At 63.5% G+C, this 20,312-nt stretch carries 17 protein-coding genes; 10 read left to right on the top strand and 7 right to left on the bottom strand.

Translation table 11 applies throughout. The features are described 5' to 3' along the window. Window positions 1–49: 49 nt before the first annotated feature. Window positions 50–475 carry an organic hydroperoxide resistance protein gene (locus B4E36_RS14940; protein WP_292057529.1) on the bottom strand — a complete coding sequence of 142 codons (426 nt, stop codon included), beginning with the start codon at window positions 473–475 and terminating at the stop codon, window positions 50–52. 167 nt (window positions 476–642) lie between these two features. Between B4E36_RS14940 and B4E36_RS14935 the strand changes: the two genes are divergently transcribed. Then, on the top strand, window positions 643–1,104 hold the full coding sequence (locus B4E36_RS14935) for a MarR family transcriptional regulator (protein WP_345900527.1): 462 nt from the start codon (window positions 643–645) through the stop codon (window positions 1,102–1,104). 2 nt (window positions 1,105–1,106) lie between these two features. Here the strand turns inward: B4E36_RS14935 and B4E36_RS14930 are convergent, their stop codons facing one another. Genes B4E36_RS14930 through B4E36_RS14920 form a run of 3 tightly spaced genes read right to left on the bottom strand, consistent with a single transcriptional unit; the run spans window position 1,107 to window position 3,679 of the window. Further along, complete coding sequence (locus B4E36_RS14930) at window positions 1,107–2,105, bottom strand: asparaginase (protein ID WP_292057523.1); 999 nt, start codon at window positions 2,103–2,105, stop codon at window positions 1,107–1,109. A 12-nt stretch (window positions 2,106–2,117) separates the two neighbouring features. Then, entirely contained in the window at window positions 2,118–3,116 is a 999-nt protein-coding gene (locus tag B4E36_RS14925; RefSeq protein WP_345900526.1) for an NAD(P)H-quinone oxidoreductase, read from the bottom strand. Further along, window positions 3,116–3,679: an HdeD family acid-resistance protein gene (locus tag B4E36_RS14920; protein WP_345900525.1), complete on the bottom strand. Its 564-nt coding sequence runs from the start codon at window positions 3,677–3,679 to the stop codon at window positions 3,116–3,118. The genes B4E36_RS14925 and B4E36_RS14920 overlap by 1 nt, the downstream gene beginning before the upstream one ends. A gap of 355 nt (window positions 3,680–4,034) precedes the next feature. Here B4E36_RS14920 and B4E36_RS14915 point away from each other — a divergent pair, with 355 nt between their 5' ends. After that, window positions 4,035–5,447 (top strand): chloride channel protein, encoded by a 1,413-nt coding sequence (locus B4E36_RS14915; protein WP_345900524.1) that lies wholly within the window; start codon window positions 4,035–4,037, stop codon window positions 5,445–5,447. Between the two features lie 157 nt (window positions 5,448–5,604). Next, window positions 5,605–6,321, top strand: a complete 717-nt coding sequence (locus tag B4E36_RS14910; protein WP_292057512.1) for a phosphoadenylyl-sulfate reductase — start codon at window positions 5,605–5,607, stop codon at window positions 6,319–6,321. Here the strand turns inward: B4E36_RS14910 and B4E36_RS14905 are convergent. The 3 genes from B4E36_RS14905 to B4E36_RS14895 all read right to left on the bottom strand — a co-directional run bounded on the left by B4E36_RS14905 (window position 6,318) and on the right by B4E36_RS14895 (window position 9,954). Then, complete coding sequence (locus tag B4E36_RS14905; protein ID WP_018065463.1) at window positions 6,318–7,304, bottom strand: LacI family DNA-binding transcriptional regulator; 987 nt, start codon at window positions 7,302–7,304, stop codon at window positions 6,318–6,320. The two genes, B4E36_RS14910 and B4E36_RS14905, sit on opposite strands and share 4 nt — an antisense overlap. A gap of 189 nt (window positions 7,305–7,493) precedes the next feature. After that, a complete protein-coding gene (locus B4E36_RS14900) occupies window positions 7,494–8,714 on the bottom strand; it encodes an NAD(P)/FAD-dependent oxidoreductase (protein WP_345900528.1) in 1,221 nt (406 codons plus the stop codon). A 133-nt stretch (window positions 8,715–8,847) separates the two neighbouring features. Further along, window positions 8,848–9,954: a TRAP transporter substrate-binding protein gene (locus B4E36_RS14895; protein WP_018065465.1), complete on the bottom strand. Its 1,107-nt coding sequence runs from the start codon at window positions 9,952–9,954 to the stop codon at window positions 8,848–8,850. Window positions 9,955–10,227: 273 nt separating this feature from the next. Here B4E36_RS14895 and B4E36_RS14890 point away from each other — a divergent pair, with 273 nt between their 5' ends. The 7 genes from B4E36_RS14890 to B4E36_RS14860 all read left to right on the top strand — a co-directional run. Beyond that, a complete protein-coding gene (locus tag B4E36_RS14890) occupies window positions 10,228–10,836 on the top strand; it encodes an adenine deaminase C-terminal domain-containing protein (protein WP_292057506.1) in 609 nt (202 codons plus the stop codon). Window positions 10,837–11,016: 180 nt separating this feature from the next. Next, on the top strand, window positions 11,017–11,646 hold the full coding sequence (locus B4E36_RS14885; RefSeq protein ID WP_292057505.1) for a TetR/AcrR family transcriptional regulator: 630 nt from the start codon (window positions 11,017–11,019) through the stop codon (window positions 11,644–11,646). Continuing rightward, window positions 11,643–12,608, top strand: coding sequence for an HlyD family secretion protein (locus B4E36_RS14880; RefSeq protein WP_292057502.1), 966 nt, complete (start codon window positions 11,643–11,645; stop codon window positions 12,606–12,608). Before B4E36_RS14885 ends, B4E36_RS14880 begins: the two co-directional genes overlap by 4 nt. Beyond that, window positions 12,605–13,540, top strand: a complete 936-nt coding sequence (locus B4E36_RS14875) for an ABC transporter ATP-binding protein (RefSeq protein WP_292057500.1) — start codon at window positions 12,605–12,607, stop codon at window positions 13,538–13,540. Before B4E36_RS14880 ends, B4E36_RS14875 begins: the two co-directional genes overlap by 4 nt. Then, entirely contained in the window at window positions 13,530–14,675 is a 1,146-nt protein-coding gene (locus B4E36_RS14870; protein WP_292057499.1) for an ABC transporter permease, read from the top strand. Before B4E36_RS14875 ends, B4E36_RS14870 begins: the two co-directional genes overlap by 11 nt. Window positions 14,676–14,821: 146 nt before the next feature. Then, window positions 14,822–18,151 (top strand): DUF2126 domain-containing protein, encoded by a 3,330-nt coding sequence (locus B4E36_RS14865; protein WP_292057497.1) that lies wholly within the window; start codon window positions 14,822–14,824, stop codon window positions 18,149–18,151. Window positions 18,152–18,315: 164 nt separating this feature from the next. Next, window positions 18,316–20,312, top strand: a 1,997-nt coding sequence (locus tag B4E36_RS14860) for a circularly permuted type 2 ATP-grasp protein (protein ID WP_345900523.1), incomplete at its 3' end; no start/stop codon positions are given.

Raw genomic sequence — 20,312 nt, 5'->3', positions numbered from 1 at the left:
GCGTTTCCGTGAAATGCGGAAAGGTTCTAGCGCCGACAGTCGTCCCGGCCTATTCCGTAACCGAAACCGGCACTTCGTAGTTGACCCGCAGCGCATGGCTGTAGGGGCAGACGATGTGGGCTGCGTGAACCAGTTCTTCAGCCTCCGCGCGATCCATGCCGGGAATGGCGACCGAGAGCGAAACCTCGATGCCGAAGCCTTCGCCATCATCGCGCGGGCCAACGCCAACGGTTGCCGTCACCCGCGTTTCGGATGGCAGCTTGACCTTTTTCTTGCCGGCAACGTTGAACAAAGCGGAGGTGAAGCAGGCGGAATAGCCGGCGGCGAAAAGCTGCTCCGGATTAGTGCCTTCACCACCCGGGCCGCCCATTTCCTTCGGCGGGGTGAGCTTAACCTCGAACGAGCCATCCTCGGTGCGGGCGGTGCCTTCGCGGCCACCGGTGGAGGTGGCTTTGGTGGTGTACAGTGTCTTGATCATCTTCGTTCTCCTTCGCGCCGATGGCGCATCTGTTCGAACCTGTTGACAGGACGCGCGAGCGACGGGTTCTGTTCCCCGTCAAGCGTCGGCTATTTATATAGTACACAATTTAATTGCACACAATATAATTTTACAAACTCTTTTTCGCATATTATATTGGGCCCATGGAACATCATAAACACGACGGTCCCGAACCGCTTCTGAACCTCGACAACCAGCTCTGTTTCGCCGTCTATGCGACCGAGCACGCTTTTCAACGCGCCTACAAGCCGCTGCTTGCCGAGCTCGGCCTGACCTATCCGCAATATCTGGCAATGATGGTGCTGTGGGAGGGCAAGCCGCTGACCGTCAACGAGCTGGGGCGACGGCTGGGACTCGATTCCGGCACGCTGTCGCCGCTTTTGAAGCGCCTTGAGGCCGCCGGCTATATCAGGCGCCAGCGCGGGCGTGAGGATGAACGGCGGGTGGACCTTGCCCTGACCGAACAGGGCCGTGCCGCGCAGGCCAAGGCCCGCAATGTCGCGGCGGCGATCGCGCTGAAGACCGGATGCAGTCTTGATCAGGCGCAGTCGCTGCTTTCCGAGTTGAACGCTTTGCGCAAGCGGCTGCTCGCGCCTGCCGGGTAAGCTTAGTTTGGCAGAACCGCCCGAACCGCGCCGACATCGGTTCCGTTCCAGTTCCTCAGCTTTGGGGCGGCCATGTCCGAAAGCTTGGCCGCAATCGCCGCGTCATCGATGAAACGCGCGAGCACGGCGGCCACCATCGCTTCGGCGGCGCGCGTCGTTCCGTCCTCGCATTTGAGCGCAATGCCGAGACCCTTTTCCGGCAGCGCCGCGCAGAACACGCCTTCGGCACCGGTCTTGGCGAAGATTTTCCCGGGCGCGAGCGACATCAGTTCGGTGCAGGCGCGCTTGGTGCCGGCCACATACCAGGGCTCGGCCATGCAGGCCGACAGAATGCGGTTCCCCGCTTTGGCGCGCGAGGGCGACAACCCCTCCCCGGTCCAGAGTTTCGCAAAGCCTTGCGCCAGCGCCTTCAGCGGAACTGCATAGGTCGGAATGTTGCAGCCGTCGATGCCGCAGAGATCGCGGCCGACCGGCGCGCCGGTGACATCTTCCATCGCCGCCCGGATTTCGGCCTGCAGCGGGTGGTCGTAGCCGGAATAGCCCTTGGGGTCGATGCCCCGGTGCACACAGGCGCAGATGAAGCCGGAATGCTTGCCCGAACAATTGTTGCAGAGCGCATCCGGCCTTTCGCGGGTGCGGGCCTGATGGATCAGCACCTTTTGCTGGGACGACCAGTGCGCGCCGCACTCAAGATCGTCAACGCCGCGCCCCGCCCTTGCGAGCATCTGTCCGGCGAGCGCGACATGGCCATCCTCTCCCGAATGGGACGAGGCTGAAAACGCGATCTCCCGGTCGCCGAAGCCAAAGGCGTCCGCCGCCCCGCTTTCGACAAAAGGCAGCGCCTGGATCGCCTTGCAGGCCGAGCGCGGGAACACCGCCGCCTCGATATCGCCGGCCGCATAGGCAACCGCGCCCCCGCCATCGACCACGGCGATCATGCCGCGATGCCGGCTTTCAACGACATCGCCACGGGTGACTTCCACCAGAACCGGGTTGGACATGCCTCTATCCCGTCAATCGAATGTGAGAACGATCTTGCCGATGTGGTCGCCACCCTCCATGCGCCGGTGGGCTTCCACGACATCCTCGAAGGCAAACACCCGGTCGATGACCGGCTTGACCTTGCCCGCGGCAATGAGCGGCCAGACCTTTTCCAGCAACTCGTCGCGGATCTCGCGCTTCTCCGCGTCGGTGCGCGGACGCATGGTCGACCCGGTCACCTTGAGGCGCTTGAGCATGATCGGCATCAGGTTGGCGTTTTCCACCTTCGGGCCGCCGAGAAAGGCGATGATCGAAAGGCAACCATCCCTGGAAAGCGCCGAAAGGTTGCGCTGGAAATAGGCGCCGCCGATCATGTCGAGGATGATATCGACGCCGCCGGACGTCTCCTTGATGACCTCGGAGAAATCCTTCTCGCGGTAATTGATAGCGACATCGACGCCGAGCCGCTCCGCCGCCGCGCATTTTTCGGCCGAGCCCGCGGTGGTGAAGATCGTCGACGCTCCGAAGACCTTCGCAAGCTGGATCGCCGTCGTGCCGATCCCGCTGGTGCCGCCATGGATCAGGACGTTCTTGCCCTTCTCAAGGCCTGCCATCATGAACAGGTTCGCCCAGACGGTGAAGAAGGTCTCGGGAAGCGCGGCTGCGCTGACATCGTCCAAGCCGTCCGGTGCGGGCAGAACCTGACCTTCCGGCAGAATGCAGAATTCGGCATAGCCGCCGCCATTGGCAAGCCCGCAGACCCGATCGCCGACCGCAAACCCGGTCACGCCTTCGCCAAGCCCAGCCACCGTTCCCGCGACCTCAAGGCCAAGAATGGGGCTCGCGCCGGGCGGCGGGGGGTAATTGCCCTGCCGCTGGGCGACATCCGGGCGGTTGACGCCCGCAGCCGCCACCTTGACCAGCACTTCGCCGGGGCCCGGCGTCGGGCGCGGCCCGGATGCGATCGACATGACGTCAGGCGCGCCGAAACCGCCGAGCGCGACGTGGCGCATGCTGCCGTCGGAAGCCATCACGCTTCCTTGCGCGGCTTCAGCGCAAGCGCGAAGACCACCAGGGAAAAGCCGTAGACCAGGAAGTCCGCGGCCACGAACAGGCCGAGCAGCCACAGGCTGTTCTGCGGGAAGTTGGAGGCGATCAACACCGCGGCGAGGATCAGCACCAGGCCCGAAAAGATAATCCAGCCCCAGCCTTTGACCGGACGCATCGTCATGCCGAGATAGATGCGGAAGCCGCCGGCGATCGCAAGCGAGATGCCGACCATGATGGTGAACACGCCGGAGGCGAGCATCGGATTGCGCATCACGAAGATGCCGGCCAGCACGTAAAGCAGGCCGGAGATCAGCCAGAAGGCGACATGCCCGGTGCGGCGATTGTAGAAAAGCTGCGACAGGTGGATTACGCCGGCGACGATCAGCATTGCCCCGAAAAACACCACCGACGCCACGGTGGCGACCACCAGATTGCCAAGCAGGATGAGGCTCAGGACGATCAGCAACACGCCGAAGGCCAGCACCCATCCCCAGCGTCCCCGCATCTTGTCGGCATTCAGTTCCTGCTGCTCAAGAATCGTCATTGGACATCCCCTTCCAAAATTACAAATATTGCCGAGACGATAGTGAGGAAGGATATGATAAGCAACTGTTCTTCGCTCATCAGGGCGCCGCAGACCGAACGGCTGCCGGTCGCGCAATGAAGGCGGCGCGGCGACGCGCCATGTTTGCCCGCAATCCGCCGGGCCGAGCGACGCCCGATCACGCTTCGGACGCGCCGTAACATAAAGTGCGAATGATCAATTCTTTTTGCCGGAAAGAGCCTTGAAATCCTTCAAGGCCAAGAGGATAACGGGTCAGCTTCACCCCGTATCCTGATGCTTTATGCCGCCGGGCCGCGGACTGCCGAAACACTGACATTGCCGCGAAAGCCGAGCCATGCGCCCCTATTACAAGAACGTCAAGATGGTCCGCCGCACACGGGTGATGTGGGGATCATGGCGGGTCTGGCAGCCGCGGCTCGTATTCTGGATCGGCGCGGTGATGATCGGGGTGGTAAGCGTCGGTTTTGCGCGCGCCGCCGACCATGCCTATCACTTGTTCGAGATGATGCGCCAGTCGAGCGCCTGGTCGCCATTTCTGCCGCTGGTGCTCACCCCGCTCGGCTTCATGCTGTGTTCCTATCTGTCGACCCGGTGGTTCCCCAACACGCAGGGCTCCGGCATTCCGCAGGCGATCGCCGCGCGCCATCTGCACGACGTCGAAAGCCAGCACAGGCTACTCAATCTCAGGGTTGCCACCGGCAAGGTGCTGATCACCATCATCGGCCTGTTCTGCGGCGCCTCGATCGGGCGCGAGGGACCGACCGCGCAGGTCGGCGCCTCGATCATGATCCAGACGGCGCGTTGGGGGAAGATGATACAGACCCGGGGGCTGATCGTCGCGGGCTCGGCCGCAGGCATTTCGGCGGCGTTCAACACGCCGCTCGCCGGCATCGTGTTCGCCATCGAGGAGATGAGCCGCGCCTATGAATCGCGCGCCAACGGGCTGGTGGTCTCCGCCATCATCCTGTCCGGCCTCGCCGCGATCGGGCTCGCCGGCAATTATACCTATTTCGGCCAGGCCTCGGCCATCGCCATCAAGCCGGAGGAATGGGTTGCCGTGTTCGTCTGCGGCATTGGCGGCGGCCTTCTGGGCGCGCTGTTCTCGCTTTACTCGCTGAAGGCGGCGCGGCGGATCAAGCGCTGGGCGCAGGCGGCGCCGATCAAGCGCATGGCGCTGTTCGCCGGCGCCTGCGGCCTCGCCGTCGCCGTCATCGGCATCGTCTTTGGCGGCGCGACCTTCGGCACGGGCTACGAGCAGGCGCGGACCGTGATCGAGGGCGGGTCGATCAGTCCCGTCTTCTTCATCGGCAAGCTGGCCGCCACCTTCCTGTCGATGGCTTCGGGCATTCCGGGCGGCCTGTTCGCGCCGTCGCTGTCGGTGGGCGCGGCCTTCGGCTCCACGATTGCCGATGTGCTCGGCGTCAGCATCGGGCTTGGCGCGATCCTCGGTATGGCGGGCTATTTCGCGGGCGTGGTGCAATCGCCGATGACGGCCTTCGTCATCATTCTGGAAATGACCGACAATCACGACGGCATCATCACGCTGATGGCGACCTCGATGCTGGGCTACATCGCCTCGCGGCTGATCTCGCGCGAACCGCTCTATCACGGACTGTCACGCGCCTATCTCGCCGACAGCATCAAGTTCCAGCGCGCCCGCAACCGCGAGGTCGATGAGCAGGACCGCGCCTCGATCGGCGAAATGCGCGAGGAAACCCGCCGCTACGACGAAAAGGGCGGCGTCTGACCGCGGAAAAGTGCCGGCTTTCTACGATGCCGGCTCATATGCGAAGCTTTTGTCCAGCCGGCTCGCATTTCGGCAAACAGGTACCTTGCCGGCCTCCCTTATAGTCGTCAAACTATGCGAAATTTTTGATAGGCAATTATTTCGAGAGGCAAGTTTTATGACAAACAGCGATACAGTAACTGAATTGGACAAGACACTCGGCGAACTCGACCTGACCGGACGGCTGCGGTTGATCGCTGAAACCGGCCAGCCGACGGTCTTCACCACCAGCCTCGGCATCGAAGACCAGGTGATCACAGAGGCGATCGCGACCGCCGGTCTCGATATCCGGATCATCACGCTCGATACCGGCCGGCTTTTTCCCGAAACAGAGGCGCTGATCACCGAGACGGAAACGCGCTACAACATCCGCATCGAGCGCTTCCGCCCCGAGACCGCCGCAGTCGATGACTATGTCAAGAATTATGGCCGCAACGGGTTTTACGAAAGCGTCGAAGCCCGCCACGCCTGCTGTCAGGTGAGGAAGCTCGAGCCGCTGGCCCGGGCCCTGGATGGCGCGGCGTACTGGATCACCGGTTTGCGCCGCGGCCAGTCCGGCAACCGCGCGACCACACCCTATGCCGAGGCGGATGCCGCCCGCGACCTCACCAAGGTGAACCCGCTTGCCGACTGGAGCCTTGAGGATATCCGCGCCCATGTCGATCGGAACGCCATCCCGATCAATCCGCTCCACGCCCGCGGCTATCCCTCGATCGGCTGTGAGCCCTGCACCCGCGCGATCAAGCCGGGCGAACCGGAGCGCGCCGGTCGGTGGTGGTGGGAAAACGACGCCAAGCGCGAATGCGGCCTGCATGTCGCCAAGGCGGCGAGTTAACGCCGCGTCGAAGCGCCCTCGATGATCTCGAACGGCAGTTCCACCGCCTTCTTCGGGCGCTCGCCCTCGCTCAGGTAGCGCATGATCATCTCGGCGGCCTTGTAACCCATATCGTAGAGGGGCACGTAGACGGAGGTCAGCGGCGACTCCTCCACATCGGCGAAGTCGACGCCGTTATATCCGCAAATGCCGAGATCCTCCGGCACCTTGAGGCCGATCTGCTGCGCGCCGAAATAGACGCCGAGCGCCAGCCGGTCATTATGGCAGAACACCGCGTCGATCTGCGGCAGGCGCTTGCCGAGATCGAAAACGAGCTTCATGCCCTGTTCCAGCGGACTGCTGCCGCTCGCCTCGAAAACATAGTTCGGATCGTAGAGCCCGGCCTCGGCCAGCGCATCCTGATAGCCCTCGAACCGGCGGCGCGAGCGGATATCCTTGCCGCCGCCCAGAAGGGCGATCCGGCGATAGCCCTTGGAAAGAAGATGCTCGACCGCCGCCTTCGCGGCCGCGCGATTGCGAATGCCCACCCCCATGTCCAGCGGTGTGATGCTGGTATCCATCATCTGCACGACCGGGCAGCCGAGCTCGGTGATCAGCGGCTTGTTGACCGGAAATTCGGCCACGCTTTCGAGGATGATGCCCGCCGGATTCTGCGCGACGAAAAGGTTGATCAGCTTGGCCTCCTCGGCGGCATCAAGCCCGATATTGGCGAACTGCGTGGTGACGTCGCTTGAATGGAACCTGTCCTCGATCCCGTGGGCGGCATGGAAGAAGCCGCTCATTTCCAGAATCGGCGCCAGAACGGCGACCGTTCCGCTGTGGCGGCTTGCCAGCGCGCGCGCCGCGAAATTCGGCACATAGCCGATATCCTCGATGACTTCGAGAATCTGTTCGCGCAGCTTGTCGCTGACCTTGTGCGGCTCCCTGAGCGCACGCGATACCGTGATCGGACTTACGCCAGCAATACGAGCTACGTCACTCAAGGTCGTGCGCGCTCTTGGTCCGCCTCTTACCCGTAAAGACAATACCCCGTTCCCCTGCTCTATCGCGAACGCATCCCTTTGTTATTGCTAACTGGTTGCATTTCACGAACCACTAAATCTACTTTGCACATGATTTCAGCAAATACAAATACGTTATATGACGAGGTCTCGCCGTTCGGCCTGAAACCGTCACTGCGCGGCAAGCGCCTTCAGATCGGTCGCGGGATCGGCGATAACGTCCGGCGAAGGGTTGCTGCCGGCCGCCAGAAGCTTCTTGGCGCAGACATAGGCCCTCGCATCGTTGACGGCATCGACCGCCAGAAGCCTGTCGCCGCGGAAATACCAGACCGAAGCCGCCCCCTCCCGCGCGCCCTGGCGCACCACGGTATGATCATAACCGCCATTATAGCCTGCAATCTGCAGCTTGACATCATACTGATCGGACCAGAACCAGGGCTCCGGCACGTAAGGTTCGCCCGAGCCCGCGATCACGGCGGCCACCGCGTCGCCCTGATCGACGGCGTTGGGAACGGATTCGAGCCGGATGCGGCCGCCATCGAACGGCAGTTCGGTGCAGTCGCCGACGGCGAAGATCGAAGGATCCGAGGTCCGTCCGAATTCGTCCACCGTAATCCCGTTTCCGACCGCAAGACCGGCATCCTTGGCCAGTTGATCGTTCGGCGCAACGCCGATGCCGACGACGACCATGTCGACGTCCAGCGTAGTGCCATCCGCAAGCACCGCACGGACGACACGTCCGTTTTCGCCCTCAAGGCGGGTAAGGCCGCAGTTTTCACGGATATGAACGCCGTGTGCCAGATGAACGGCGCGCATGATATCGGCGGTTTCGGGCGCAGCCACCCGCTTCAATATCCGGTCCGCCATCTCGATCACGGTGACATCGACATCGAATTTGCGGGCGACCGCCGCGGCCTCGAGCCCGACATAGCCGCCGCCGACAACCAGAAGCCTGGCGCCGGGGCGCGTCGCCTCGGCAAGTAGGTCGGCATCGCGCTTGTCGCGCATCACGTAGACGCCGTCGAGATCGCCGCCGATCGCCTTCGGCAGCACGCGCGGCGTCGCCCCCGTCGCCAGCACCAGCGTGCCGTATTCGATGGTCGAGCCATCCTGCAGCAGCACCTGCCTGGCGTCGCGGTCAATGCGCTCCACGAAGCTTGCGAGCCGCAGGTCGATCGCGTTTTCGCCGTACCAGCTTTCGGGGCGAAAAAGCAGCCGGTCGAAACTCATCTCGCCGAGAAGGTATTTCTTGGACAGCGGCGGCCGCTGATAGGGCGGAACCTGCTCCGCGCCGACGATCGTGATGTCCCGTTCATCCTTCAGCGCCCGCAATTTCGCGGCCACCGCGAAGCCGCCCTGGCCACCGCCGACAATTACAACCCGATCCGTCACTGTTCCCAAGACCTTTCTTTTTCGCACTGCGACAAACGACTTACGGCCTCCCGGGCGCAGCGTCAATCGCATGCAAAAAGGCCCGGGATCGCTCCCGGGCCGTTCGGAATCAGGTCTCTGGACCCGGCAATCTTTAGAGATTGCCCTTGCGCTGCTGGACCATCATATACTTGTCGAACGAGAATTCGGCGAGCTGCATCCAGAGATAGGCGTCCTTCTTGAACTCCTGCTGGCTGTCGTAAATGGTCTTGAACCATTCATTCTCGGCAGAAATCTCGGCGAAGGTTTCCTGCGAGGCCGCGTAGCAGGCGTCGAGAATCTCTTCGCTGAACGGCTTCAGCACGGCGCCATCGGCAACGAGCTGGCGCAGCGCCTTCGGATTGCCGGCATCATAGCGGGCGAGCATGTCGAGGTTCACCGCGTCGCAGGCATCCGTCAGGATCTGCTGGTAGCTTGCCGGCAGTTCGTTGAACTTGTCGAGATTGGAGAAGGCGTGGATGACCGGGCCGCCTTCCCACCATGCCGGGTAGTAGTAGTATTTCGCGACCTTGACGAGGCCGAGCGCCAGATCGTCATAGGGGCCGACGAATTCGCTGGCATCGATCGTGCCGCGCTCCAGCGCCGAGTAGACGTCGCCGGCGGCGATCTGCTGCGGGGTCACGCCGAGCTTGGCCATGACCTGGCCCGCGAGGCCGGCAATGCGCATCTTCAGGCCCTTCAGGTCCTCGACCGAGTTGATCTCCTTGGAGAACCAGCCGCCCATCTGCGCGCCAGTATTGCCGGCCGGATGGCCCCACACGCCCTTTTCGGCGAAGAAATCATTGAACAGTTCATTGCCGCCGCCCTGATAGAGCCAGGCATTCTTCAGGCGCGCATTCATGCCGAAAGGCACGGCGGTGCCGAGACCATAGGTCATGTCCTGGCCGATATAGTAATAGGACGGGGTGTGGCACATTTCGATCGTGCCGTCGCGCACGGCGTCCAGCACCTGCAGCGGGGGAACGATCTCGCCGCCGGCATAAACCTGGATCTCGAAATTGCCGTCGGTCGCCGCGCTGACGCGCTCGGCAATGCCGGTCGCGCCGGAATAGAGAATGTCGAGCGACTTCGGGAAGGCCGACGACAGACGCCAGCTCAGCTTCGGGTTTTCCTGGGCGATTGCGGGAGCGGCGAGCGCGGCCGGGGCAAGGGCGCCGGCCGAAGCGACACCCGCCTTCTTGAAGAATGTACGGCGATCCATGGGGGTATTTCCTGCTAGAATTTTCTTGCTTGTCGACGCTCCTGCAAAGCGCACCCGCAGGGCAGCCGATCACTACGGGTGGGGCCTAGCCCCTTTTGCACCGGCTTGCAAGCCTGGAGGGGCCGGCACCGGGCTTCGCGGTTTCGCGGCCGCCCGTCGTGCGTTTGACATTGGGCCGCGCTATAGCGCTGACGAAACAGCAGATGATTCGCGGAACCTTTCGGCCTTCGAAAAGTTCTGTGCTCACTTTCGATCTCACCGGGACTGATCCCAATGCACGTCTATCGCTTTCGAAGCCAAGGCATCAAAACGCCGGCGGCCCCGCGCTGCATCGATGAGAGCCTGTTTGCGGTTCAGTCCGGCCGGCCGCTCTCCATGATCGATTTCAGCGGTCCGCGCGCCGTGCGCCGCGACGCCCTTGCCCTTTCGGGCACGCGCGCCGCATTGCCGGAAGGCCTGACGCTGATGGCCAGGATCGCGGCCGACGGCACACTTCTTGAACTTTGCGGCGCTTCCGGCCTCGGCCGCTGGCGCGGCGCGTTCGCCGCTACCGGCAATGACGGCGGCATGACGGTGTTCGGCAATCGCGGGCAGGATATGGCGGTGGCCGCCAATGCCGTCCTCAAGGCCGGCGGCGGCCTTGCGGTCGCGGAAGGGGAATGGATCAACGCCCTGATCCGCCTTTCCGAACTGCCGGACTATCCAGGCGAAATCGAACGCGAGTTCGCAAGCGTCAGGAATGCGCTCGCAGTCCTGGTAGACCGGAAACCGCCCTTTCTGCTGAAGAAGCTGCTGGACTACGCCCTGACGCCGGCAACGACGATCGGCCCCGCTCCCGGTTTCAGCAATGATGGCGACGGCCCTCTAGCGGCAGCGGAATAGCTTCCAGCCGGTTTGCCCAGCGATTGGCACCGTGCACTGACCGTCGGCGCATTCCCAAACGCTTGGGATCGCCTGGAAGGCAGGCCCCGTCCTATCCCGCCCACTTCCTCATCCTACGGGTTGCAAAATGATCCGACAAAAGATATGACTGACTGGTCAGTCATATTAGAAGGTTGAGAGATGGCGGATCAAAAGCGCCCGGTGCGGAGCAAGAGCCAGGAAGAACGGCGACGGATCATCCTCGATGCCGCACTCTCGACTTTTGCCGCGAAGGGGTTTGCCAGCGCCCGGATCGAGGACATCGCCAAGGCCGCAGGGGTCGGCAAGGGCACGGTCTATCTTTACTTTCCCGACAAGGAGAGCCTGTTCAAGTCACTGATCAGCGATGATCTCGCGCCGCTGATTGCGCACGGCGCCGGTATCCTGGAAGCCTCGCCACAGTCTCCGCGCAAGGCCCTCTCGGCCTTCTATGCACTTGTGGAATCCGAGGTTCTGGATACCCAACGCGCCGACCTTTTGCGCCTGATGATCACCGAAATGCCGAACTTTCCCGACGTCGCCGCCTACTACCACGCCAACCTGATCCGCCCCGGCATGCAACTGGTCCAAAAGCTGCTGACAATCGCGCATGATCGCGGCGAACTGCGCTCCGCCAAAGTGCTGGAGGTGCCGCAAATGGTGGTGGCGCCGATCCTGATATCGGCGATCTGGGGAATGCTGTTCTCCCCCTTTGGCGCATTCGACCGGCGCGCCGCCTTCGAAGTGAGCCTCGACAACCTGTTCCTGTCACCGGAAAGGGAAACGCCATGAAAAAGCTCGCCCTCATCCTGGTTGCGCTCGCGATTGCGACAGCCGCCGGCTTTGTGTTTTTCCGCCCGGACGCCCATCAGGGCTGGCTCGGCTGGGTAGAGGCAGACATGGTCTATGTCGGCGCCACCTCGACCGCGCGCCTGACCGAACTCACCGTTTCCGAAGGCGATCAGACGGAGGCGGGCCAGACCCTGTTCACGCTGCAGGCCGACAGCGAGCGGGCCGCCGTGGAAACCGCCAGCGCCAATCTGGAAAAGGCGAAGGCGGCGCTGTCTCTGGCGAAGGCGCCGATGGACCGGGAGCAGGAGCTTGAAGCGCTCGAAGCCTCGCGCGCCGAAGCGGAAGCTACCTTCGACTACGCCCAGAAAGCCCTCACCCGCGCGAAGGCGCTGGTGAAGCAGCAAAGCGGCACCGAAGCCAATCTTGATGACGCGGTCAGCAATTACGCAAAGGCCAAGGCGGCGCTCGACAAGATCAACGCCCAGATCGCGCTCGGCAAACTGCCGCAGCGCGACCAGCAGATCGCGCAGGCCGAGCAGCAGGTCGCGGCGGCTGAAGGCGATCTCGCCAATGCCGAAGCCACGCTCGCGCTGAAGACCGTGGCCGCGCCGGCCAGCGGCAAGGTCCAGCAGGTCTATTACCGCGTCGGCGAAGTGGCGCCCGCCGGTCGTCCGGTGATCTCGCTGCTGCCGCCGGACAACGTCAACATCGAATTCTTCGTGCCGGAGCAGAGCCGCGCGGCGATCGCGACCGGCGACCGGATCAGCTTCACCTGCGATGGCTGCAAGACCGGGGAAGCGACCGTCAGCTTCATCGCCGAGGATGCCGAATACACCCCGCCGGAAATCTTCTCGCGGGAGGAGCGCGCGAAGATGGTCTACCGGGTCAGGGCCCGTCCTTCCGACCCCGCGACGCTACCCGTCGGCCTGCCCGTGGAAGTCACGCTGGAAGGCCGGTCATGAACACGGACGAAAACGTCATCTCGGTCGAGAACCTCACCAAGAGCTTCAGCGGCCGCACCGTGGTCGATCACCTGACGATGAGCGTGAAGAAGGGCGCGATCCACGGCTTTCTGGGGCCGAACGGCTCCGGCAAGACCACGACCATCCGCATGCTCTGCGGTCTCTTGACGCCCGACAGCGGCTCCGGCACCTGCCTCGGCTACGACATCACCCGCGACGGCGAGAAGCTGCGCCGCCGCGTCGGCTACATGACCCAGCGGTTTTCGCTTTATCAGGACCTCACCATCCGCGAGAACCTCGATTTCGTCGCGCGCATCCACGGGCTTAGCAACCCGAGGAAGCGGGTTTCCGAGGCGATTGAACGGCTCGGGCTCGGCGGGCGCGAGAAGCAGCTTGCCGGCAATCTTTCAGGCGGCTGGAAACAACGGCTCGCGCTCGGTGCCTGCACGCTCCCCGACCCCGACCTGCTGCTGCTCGACGAACCGACCGCCGGCGTCGACCCCAAGGCGCGGCGCGAGTTCTGGACGGAGATCCACGCGCTGGCCGCAGACGGCCTGTCGGTGCTGGTCTCCACCCACTACATGGACGAGGCCGAACGCTGCCACGAGATCGCCTACATGGCCTATGGCAAGCTGATGGTGACGGGCACGGTCGACGAGGTGGTCGCCTCGGCAAACCTCAAGAGCTACCTGATCACCGGCGCCGACGTTCACGCGCTGCAGGCGGAGCTGGAAAAGGCCGAGGGCGTCGATCTCGTCGCCCCCTTCGGCGCCTCGCTCCACGTCTGCGGCCGCGATCGCGACGCGCTTGAGCGAGCCCTGCAGCCCTATCGCGACCGGCCCGATACGCATTGCAGACCCGGCGAGACGACGCTGGAGGATGCCTTCATCTATCTCATGGGTTCATCGAAGGATAATTTCGATGACGGCTGAGCGGACACAGAGCTTCGCCCCGCTCCGGCGCTTCTGGGCGATGACGATCAAGGAATTCATCCAGATGGCCCGTGATCGGCTAACCATGGGCATGATGATCATGCTGCCGATCATGCAGTTGCTGCTGTTCGGCTTCGCCATCAATACGACGCCGCACCATCTGCCGACAGCGGTGATGATGGGCGAGAGCACCGACGCCTCGCGCGCCATCCTGGCCTCGCTTCAGAACACTGACTTCTTCGACATTACCGGCGTGGCGACCACGCCCGATGCGATGGACCGGATGCTGGAATCGGGCGAGGTGCTGTTCGTGGTGGAAATCCCGCCGAATTTCGAGCGCGACCTGCGCCGCGGCCTGTCGCCATCGCTGCTGGTCGCAGCCGACGCCACTGATCCGGTCGCCGCGTCATCCGCGCTCGGCGCGCTGTCGGGCGTCATCAATACTTCGCTTGCGGGCCTGCGGCACATCCGCATCGACGCGCCGCAGGACCCGCCCTACACCATTGTCCAGCACCGCCGCTACAATCCGGCCGGCAAGTCGACGCTCAACATCGTGCCGGGCCTGCTCGGCACCATCCTGACGATGACGCTGCTGATCTTCACCGCGCTCGCCGTCACCCGCGAGATCGAGCGCGGTACAATGGAAAACCTGCTTGCCATGCCGATCCGGCCGATCGAGATCATGATGGGCAAGATCATGCCCTATGTCGTGGTCGGCGCGTTCCAGGCGGCGCTGATCATCGTCTCGGGCCTGTTCATCTTCGACGTCCCGATCCTCGGCGATCCGTGGTCGCTTGCGCTGCTGACCCTGCTTTTCGTGGTCACCAACCTGTCGATCGGCTACACCTTCTCGACCATCGCGAAGAACCAGCTTCAGGCGGTGCAGATGTCGATGATGTTCTTCCTGCCGAGCATTCTTCTGTCCGGCTTCATGTTCCCCTTCGACGGCATGCCGAAATGGGCGCAGTATCTCGGCGAATGCCTGCCTTTGACGCATTATCTGCGGATCGTGCGCGCGATCATGCTGAAGAGCGCCGACATCACCGTGCTCGGCTTCGACAGCGCCATGCTCGCCGCCATCGCCCTCGTCGCCATCACAATTGCGGTGACGCGCTTCAACACCACGCTGGATTGAGAAGCCGGTTTCCGGATTTTCAAGCGCGCCCGGTAATCCGCCTTGCTTTATCGCCGTGCTTTGCCCACACTCGCCTGAAAGACAGGGGAATACTGAAGGGCGAATGCGGCTTCAAGCCGCGCGCCCGGAGGCAGGCAAGGACGCATATGTCTATCAAAGCAGCGATTTACCATCTCACGCACTACAAATATGACAAGCCGGTCAATCTCGGCCCGCAGATCATCCGGCTGAAGCCCGCCTCGCATTCCAAGACCAAGGTGATCAGCCATTCGCTCAAGGTCACGCCGGACAATCATTTCGTCAATCTGCAGCAGGATCCCTACGGCAATTACCAGGCGCGTTTCGTGTTCCCGGAGCCGGTGACGGAATTCAAGATCGAGGTCGATCTGGTTGCCGACATGTCGGTCTACAATCCCTTCGACTTCTTCGTCGAGGAACAGGCGACGAAATACCCGTTCGAGTACGACGAGGCGATCAGCGAAGACCTGTCGATCTACCGCACGCCGGAGCCGATGGGGCCGCTTCTGAAGGCCTATATGGAAAAACTCGACCTCACGCCCGGCCAGGGCACGGTCGACATGATCGTCGGCATCAACGCCAACCTCCAGCATGATGTCGACTACATCATCCGCATGGAGCCCGGCGTGCAGACGCCGGAGGAGACGCTGGAGCGCAAGTCCGGCTCGTGCCGCGACTCGGCATGGCTGCTGGTGCAGATCCTGCGCAATATGGGGCTCGCCGCGCGTTTCGTCTCCGGTTACCTGATCCAGCTCGAGCCGGACCTGAAGGCGCTCGACGGCCCGGCTGGCACCGATCACGATTTCACCGACCTGCATGCCTGGGCGGAAGTGTTCCTGCCCGGCGCAGGCTGGATCGGGCTTGACGCGACTTCCGGGCTTCTGACCGGCGAAAGCCACATTCCGCTGGCCGCCACGCCGCATTACCGCAATGCCGCGCCGATCACCGGCGGCTATTTCGGAGAGGCAGAGACCTCGTTCGATTTCGACATGACGATTTCCCGTGTCGCCGAGCACCCGCGCATCACCAAGCCGTTTTCGGATGACAGCTGGGACGCGCTGAACGCGCTTGGCGAAAAGGTCGACAAGCTGCTTGAAGAGACCGACATGCGGCTGACCATGGGCGGCGAACCGACCTTCGTGTCGATCGACGATTTCGAATCCGACGAGTGGAACACCGGCGCGGTCGGTCCCACCAAGCGGGCGCTGGCCGACGAACTGATCCGGCGATTGCGCGAGCGCTTCGCCCCCGGCGGCTTCCTGCATTACGGCCAGGGCAAATGGTATCCGGGCGAAAGCCTGCCACGATGGACCTTCTCGCTTTACTGGCGCAAGGACGGCATCCCGATCTGGAACAACCAGTCGCTGGTGGCCGAGGAGACGAACGATACCAAGGTCGATGAGAGCGATGCCGGAAGGCTGCTGCAGGCGATCGCCAACGAGCTCGACATCGAGCCCGAAATGGTCTCCCCCGCCTTCGAGGATCCGGCGGAATGGCTGATCCGGGAGGGCAATCTGCCGGAAAATGTCGACCCCTCGAATTCGAAGCTGAAAAGCGCCGAGGATCGCGCGAGGATCACCAAGGTTTTCGAGCGCGGGCTGACGCGGCCGACCGGCTATGTGCTGCCGGTTCAGGCCTGGCAGGGCCGCGCCTCAGGCCTGAAATGGGTCTCGGACCGATGGACGACGCGGCGCGGGCGGATTTACCTGATCCCCGGCGACAGCCCGATCGGCTTCCGCCTGCCGCTCGATGCTTTGGCATGGATTCCGGAATCGCAATATCCTTTCATCAATCCGATGGACCCGTCGGTGCGGCGCGATCCGCTTCCCGATTTCCGCCAGGATGAAGGGAGAGAGCTGCCGAAAGCACGCTTCGTTCCGTTTGAGGAAAGCCCGCAGGCGGCGCGGCCGACGCCCGGCCATTCGATCGGCGGCTATGTCCGCACCGCGATCTCGGTGGAGCCGCGCGACGGCCGCCTTTGCGTGTTCATGCCGCCAACCACGGCGCTTGAGGAATATCTCGATCTGATTGCCTCCGCCGAGCGAGCCGCCGAGAAACTGGGCCTGCCGATCCATATCGAGGGCTATGCGCCGCCGGATGACGAGCGCATCAACGTCATCCGGGTCGCGCCCGATCCGGGCGTCATCGAGGTCAACATCCATCCGGCCGCGAACTGGAAGGAATGCGTCGAGACCACGACCGCGATTTACGAGGAAGCACGCAAGACGCGGCTAGGCGCCGACAAGTTCATGATCGACGGGCGCCACACCGGCACCGGCGGCGGCAATCACGTCGTGGTCGGCGGGGCAAACCCCGGCGACAGCCCGTTCCTGCGCCGCCCGGACCTGTTGAAAAGCGTTGTGCTGCACTGGCAGCGCCATCCCTCGCTTTCCTACCTGTTCTCGAGCCTGTTCATCGGCCCGACCTCGCAGGCCCCGCGCATCGACGAGGCGCGCCACGACGCGCTTTACGAACTCGAAATCGCGATGGCGCAGATCCCCCACCCGCAGGCCGGCGTCATGCCGCCGCTGCCATGGCTGGTGGACCGGCTTTTCCGTAATCTGCTGATCGACGTCACCGGCAACACCCACCGCGCCGAAATCTGCATCGACAAGCTGTTTTCGCCGGACGGCCCGACCGGCCGGCTCGGGCTGGTCGAATTCCGCGGCTTCGAGATGCCGCCGAACGCGCGCATGAACCTTGCGCAACAATTGCTGGTGCGCGCCCTTCTGGCCCGTTTCTGGAAGAACCCGCTGGAAGGAAAATTCGTGCGCTGGGGCACCGCGCTTTCCGACCGGTTCATGCTGCCGCATTACATCTGGCAGGATTTCATGGATGTGCTGCAGGACCTGAAGGAAAACGGCCTCGAACTCCGCCCGGAATGGTTCGAGGCGCAGCTTCAGTTCCGCTTCCCCTTCTTCGGCGAGGTCGAATATGAGGGCAACCGGCTGGAGCTCCGACAGGCGCTGGAACAGTGGAACGTGATGGGCGAACAGGGCGCGGCAGGCGGCACGGTGCGCTATGTCGACTCATCGGTCGAGCGGCTTCAGGTGCTTTTGGAAAGTAATGCCCCGGAGCGCTACATCGTCACCTGCAACGGCCGCAAGGTGCCGCTGAAACCCACCGATAAATCAGGCGTTTCAGTTGCAGGCGTCAGGTTCAAGGCGTGGCAACCGGCCTCGGGCCTCCATCCGGTCCTGCCGGTCAATTCGCCGCTGACATTTGACATTTACGACACATGGTCGGCAAGATCGGTGGGCGGTTGCATATATCATGTTGCGCATCCCGGCGGGCGCAATTATGAGACGTTTCCGGTCAACGGAAACGAGGCGGAGGCGCGGCGTCTGTCGCGGTTCGAAGCCTCGGGCCACACCGCCGGCGGCTATGCCGTTTTCAACGAGGCCGCGTCACCGGAATTCCCGCTGACGCTCGATCTCAGACGGCCGGCCGGATTGTAACATCGCAAGACCGCGTCTCGCCTGCGATTCGCCACGAGGCTGGGCGAGGCTCCGGCAAAACGGCGGAAGCCTCAGGTCTCCCGCCGTATCGACATTATCAACGCGGCTGAAGCTTTTCGATAGCGGGAAGCGGCCTATTATCGCGGGCGGCAGGGACGCGCCAGATGGCAGAGGCGAAAGCGGAGCATTCCGCTGAACGGCACAGGGTCGAACAGGATAGCGAGGCGGAGCCCGCGATCGCCTGGAACGCCGGCAATTATGCACCCCTCCCCGGCATCCCCGACGAAATGGTCGACGCCGAGGGGAAGGTGCGCCCGGTCTGGCAACCCTTCGTCAACGCGCTGTCCGGCATGACCACCGACGAACTCGCCGAACGGTTCTCGCGGGCTGATCGCTATCTGCGCGACGCCGGCGTGTTCTACCGGGCCTATGACGGCCAGGACGACACCCGTGCATGGCCGTTCTCCCACATCCCCGTCATCATCGACGACGACGAATGGCAGGAACTGGCCGAGGGGCTGAAGCAGCGCGCCGACCTGCTGGAAGCGATGATGGCCGATTTCTACGGCGACAACCGGCTGGTCGCGGAAGGCTTCATTCCGCCGGCGCTGGTCGCCTCCAACAGCGAGTTCCTGCGCCCGCTCGTCGGCGTCACGCCCGCCGGCGGCAATTACCTGCATTTCATTTCCTTCGAGGTCGGGCGCGGGCCAGAAGGTAAATGGTGGGTGCTATCTGATCGCGCCCAGGCCCCTTCCGGCGCCGGTTTCGCGCTTGAAAACCGGGTTGCCGCATCGCGCGCCTTTTCCGGTATCTACGGCGACATGCATGTGCGCCGCGTCGCCTCCTTCTTCGGCGCGTTTCGCGATGCGTTGCAGTCGGGAACCTATGGCGGCGAAGGCCGGTTCGGGGTGCTGACCCCCGGCCCCGCCAACGAAACCTATTACGAACACGCCTATATCGCCCGCTATCTCGGCATCTCGCTGCTGGAGGGCGAGGACCTGATTGTGGTCAACGACCGGCTGATGGTGCGCACCGTTGCCGGGCCGATGCCCGTCAGCGTGCTGTGGCGGCGGCTTGATGCCGATTTCACCGATCCGCTGGAACTCAACCAGCATTCGCGCATCGGCACGCCCGGCATGGTCAGCGCCATCCGCGCCGGCAATCTCACCATGGTCAATGCGCTCGGCTCGGGCATTGTCGAAACCCGCGCGCTGCTGGCCTTCCTGCCGGCCCTTTCGCGCAGGCTTCTGAACGAGGACCTGAAAATCCCGTCGATCGCGACATGGTGGTGCGGGCAGGAAAACGAGCGCGCCCATGTCGCCGCCAATCTCGACCAGATGCTGATCGGACCTGCCTATTCCCGCCAGCCCTTCTTCGACGATTCCGGCCTGTCGTTTTCCGGCAAGCGGCTTGGCGAGCGGCGGCCCGGCGCGGTTAACCGCTGGCTTGAAAAACGTGGACCATGGCTTGTCGGCCAGGAGGCGGTGAAGCTTTCGACCGCGCCCGCCTTCATCAACGGCAAGCTGGAGCCGCACCCCTTCTCGCTGCGCGTGTTCGCCGCCCGCACCGATGATGGCTGGAAGCTGATGCCGGGCGGGTTTGCCCGCATCGGCTCCTCCGACGATGTCGCCGCGATCGCCATGCAGGCCGGCGGAAGGGCCGCCGATGTCTGGGTGGTGAGCAAGACGCCGGTCGCAACGCCGACGCTTCTGACCCGCGAAAGCAGGGTGCCGCGCAACCACCCGGCAAACCTGCCGAGCCGCGCCGCCGACAACCTGTTCTGGCTCGGCCGTTATATCGAGCGGGCGGAAGGCAATCTGCGTATCCTGCGCGCATGGCACGGCCGGTTCGCCGAGGTCGACGACCGCGGACAGGCGCTGTTGACGCGGGTCGAAGCCTATCTCGATAACGCGGGCCTTGATCTTTCGGAGGCGGCGCTTCCCAAAAGCCTGATGCGCGATATCGACAGCGCAGTCTATTCCGCCGGCAATATCCGCGACCGGTTCTCGCCCGATGGCTGGCTGGCGCTGAACGACCTGTCCAAGACCGCCAGCCGCTTCGTCGACCGGGTCGGGCCGGGCGATGACGCCGCCCATGCGATCACGATCCTGCTGCGCAAGCTTGCGGGCTTTGCCGGTCTCGTCCACGAAAACATGTATCG

This window comes from Martelella sp. UBA3392, assembly GCF_002358775.1.
Taxonomy (GTDB): domain Bacteria; phylum Pseudomonadota; class Alphaproteobacteria; order Rhizobiales; family Rhizobiaceae; genus Martelella; species Martelella mediterranea.
This window is presented reverse-complemented; position numbering and strand designations above follow the sequence as displayed.

Excerpts from the sequence above, each read along its gene's own strand:
- B4E36_RS14915 (WP_345900524.1), top strand. The coding sequence starts at position 4,035 with ATGCGCCCCTATTACAAGAACGTCAAGATGGTCCGCCGCACACGGGTG.
- B4E36_RS14865 (WP_292057497.1), top strand. The coding sequence starts at position 14,822 with ATGTCTATCAAAGCAGCGATTTACCATCTCACGCACTACAAATATGAC.
- B4E36_RS14875 (WP_292057500.1), top strand. The coding sequence starts at position 12,605 with ATGAACACGGACGAAAACGTCATCTCGGTCGAGAACCTCACCAAGAGC.
- B4E36_RS14885 (WP_292057505.1), top strand. The coding sequence starts at position 11,017 with ATGGCGGATCAAAAGCGCCCGGTGCGGAGCAAGAGCCAGGAAGAACGG.
- B4E36_RS14920 (WP_345900525.1), bottom strand. The coding sequence starts at position 3,679 with ATGACGATTCTTGAGCAGCAGGAACTGAATGCCGACAAGATGCGGGGA.
- B4E36_RS14925 (WP_345900526.1), bottom strand. The coding sequence starts at position 3,116 with ATGGCTTCCGACGGCAGCATGCGCCACGTCGCGCTCGGCGGTTTCGGC.
- B4E36_RS14930 (WP_292057523.1), bottom strand. The coding sequence starts at position 2,105 with ATGTCCAACCCGGTTCTGGTGGAAGTCACCCGTGGCGATGTCGTTGAA.
- B4E36_RS14935 (WP_345900527.1), top strand. The coding sequence starts at position 643 with ATGGAACATCATAAACACGACGGTCCCGAACCGCTTCTGAACCTCGAC.
- B4E36_RS14880 (WP_292057502.1), top strand. The coding sequence starts at position 11,643 with ATGAAAAAGCTCGCCCTCATCCTGGTTGCGCTCGCGATTGCGACAGCC.
- B4E36_RS14870 (WP_292057499.1), top strand. The coding sequence starts at position 13,530 with ATGACGGCTGAGCGGACACAGAGCTTCGCCCCGCTCCGGCGCTTCTGG.
- B4E36_RS14890 (WP_292057506.1), top strand. The coding sequence starts at position 10,228 with ATGCACGTCTATCGCTTTCGAAGCCAAGGCATCAAAACGCCGGCGGCC.
- B4E36_RS14895 (WP_018065465.1), bottom strand. The coding sequence starts at position 9,954 with ATGGATCGCCGTACATTCTTCAAGAAGGCGGGTGTCGCTTCGGCCGGC.
- B4E36_RS14910 (WP_292057512.1), top strand. The coding sequence starts at position 5,605 with ATGACAAACAGCGATACAGTAACTGAATTGGACAAGACACTCGGCGAA.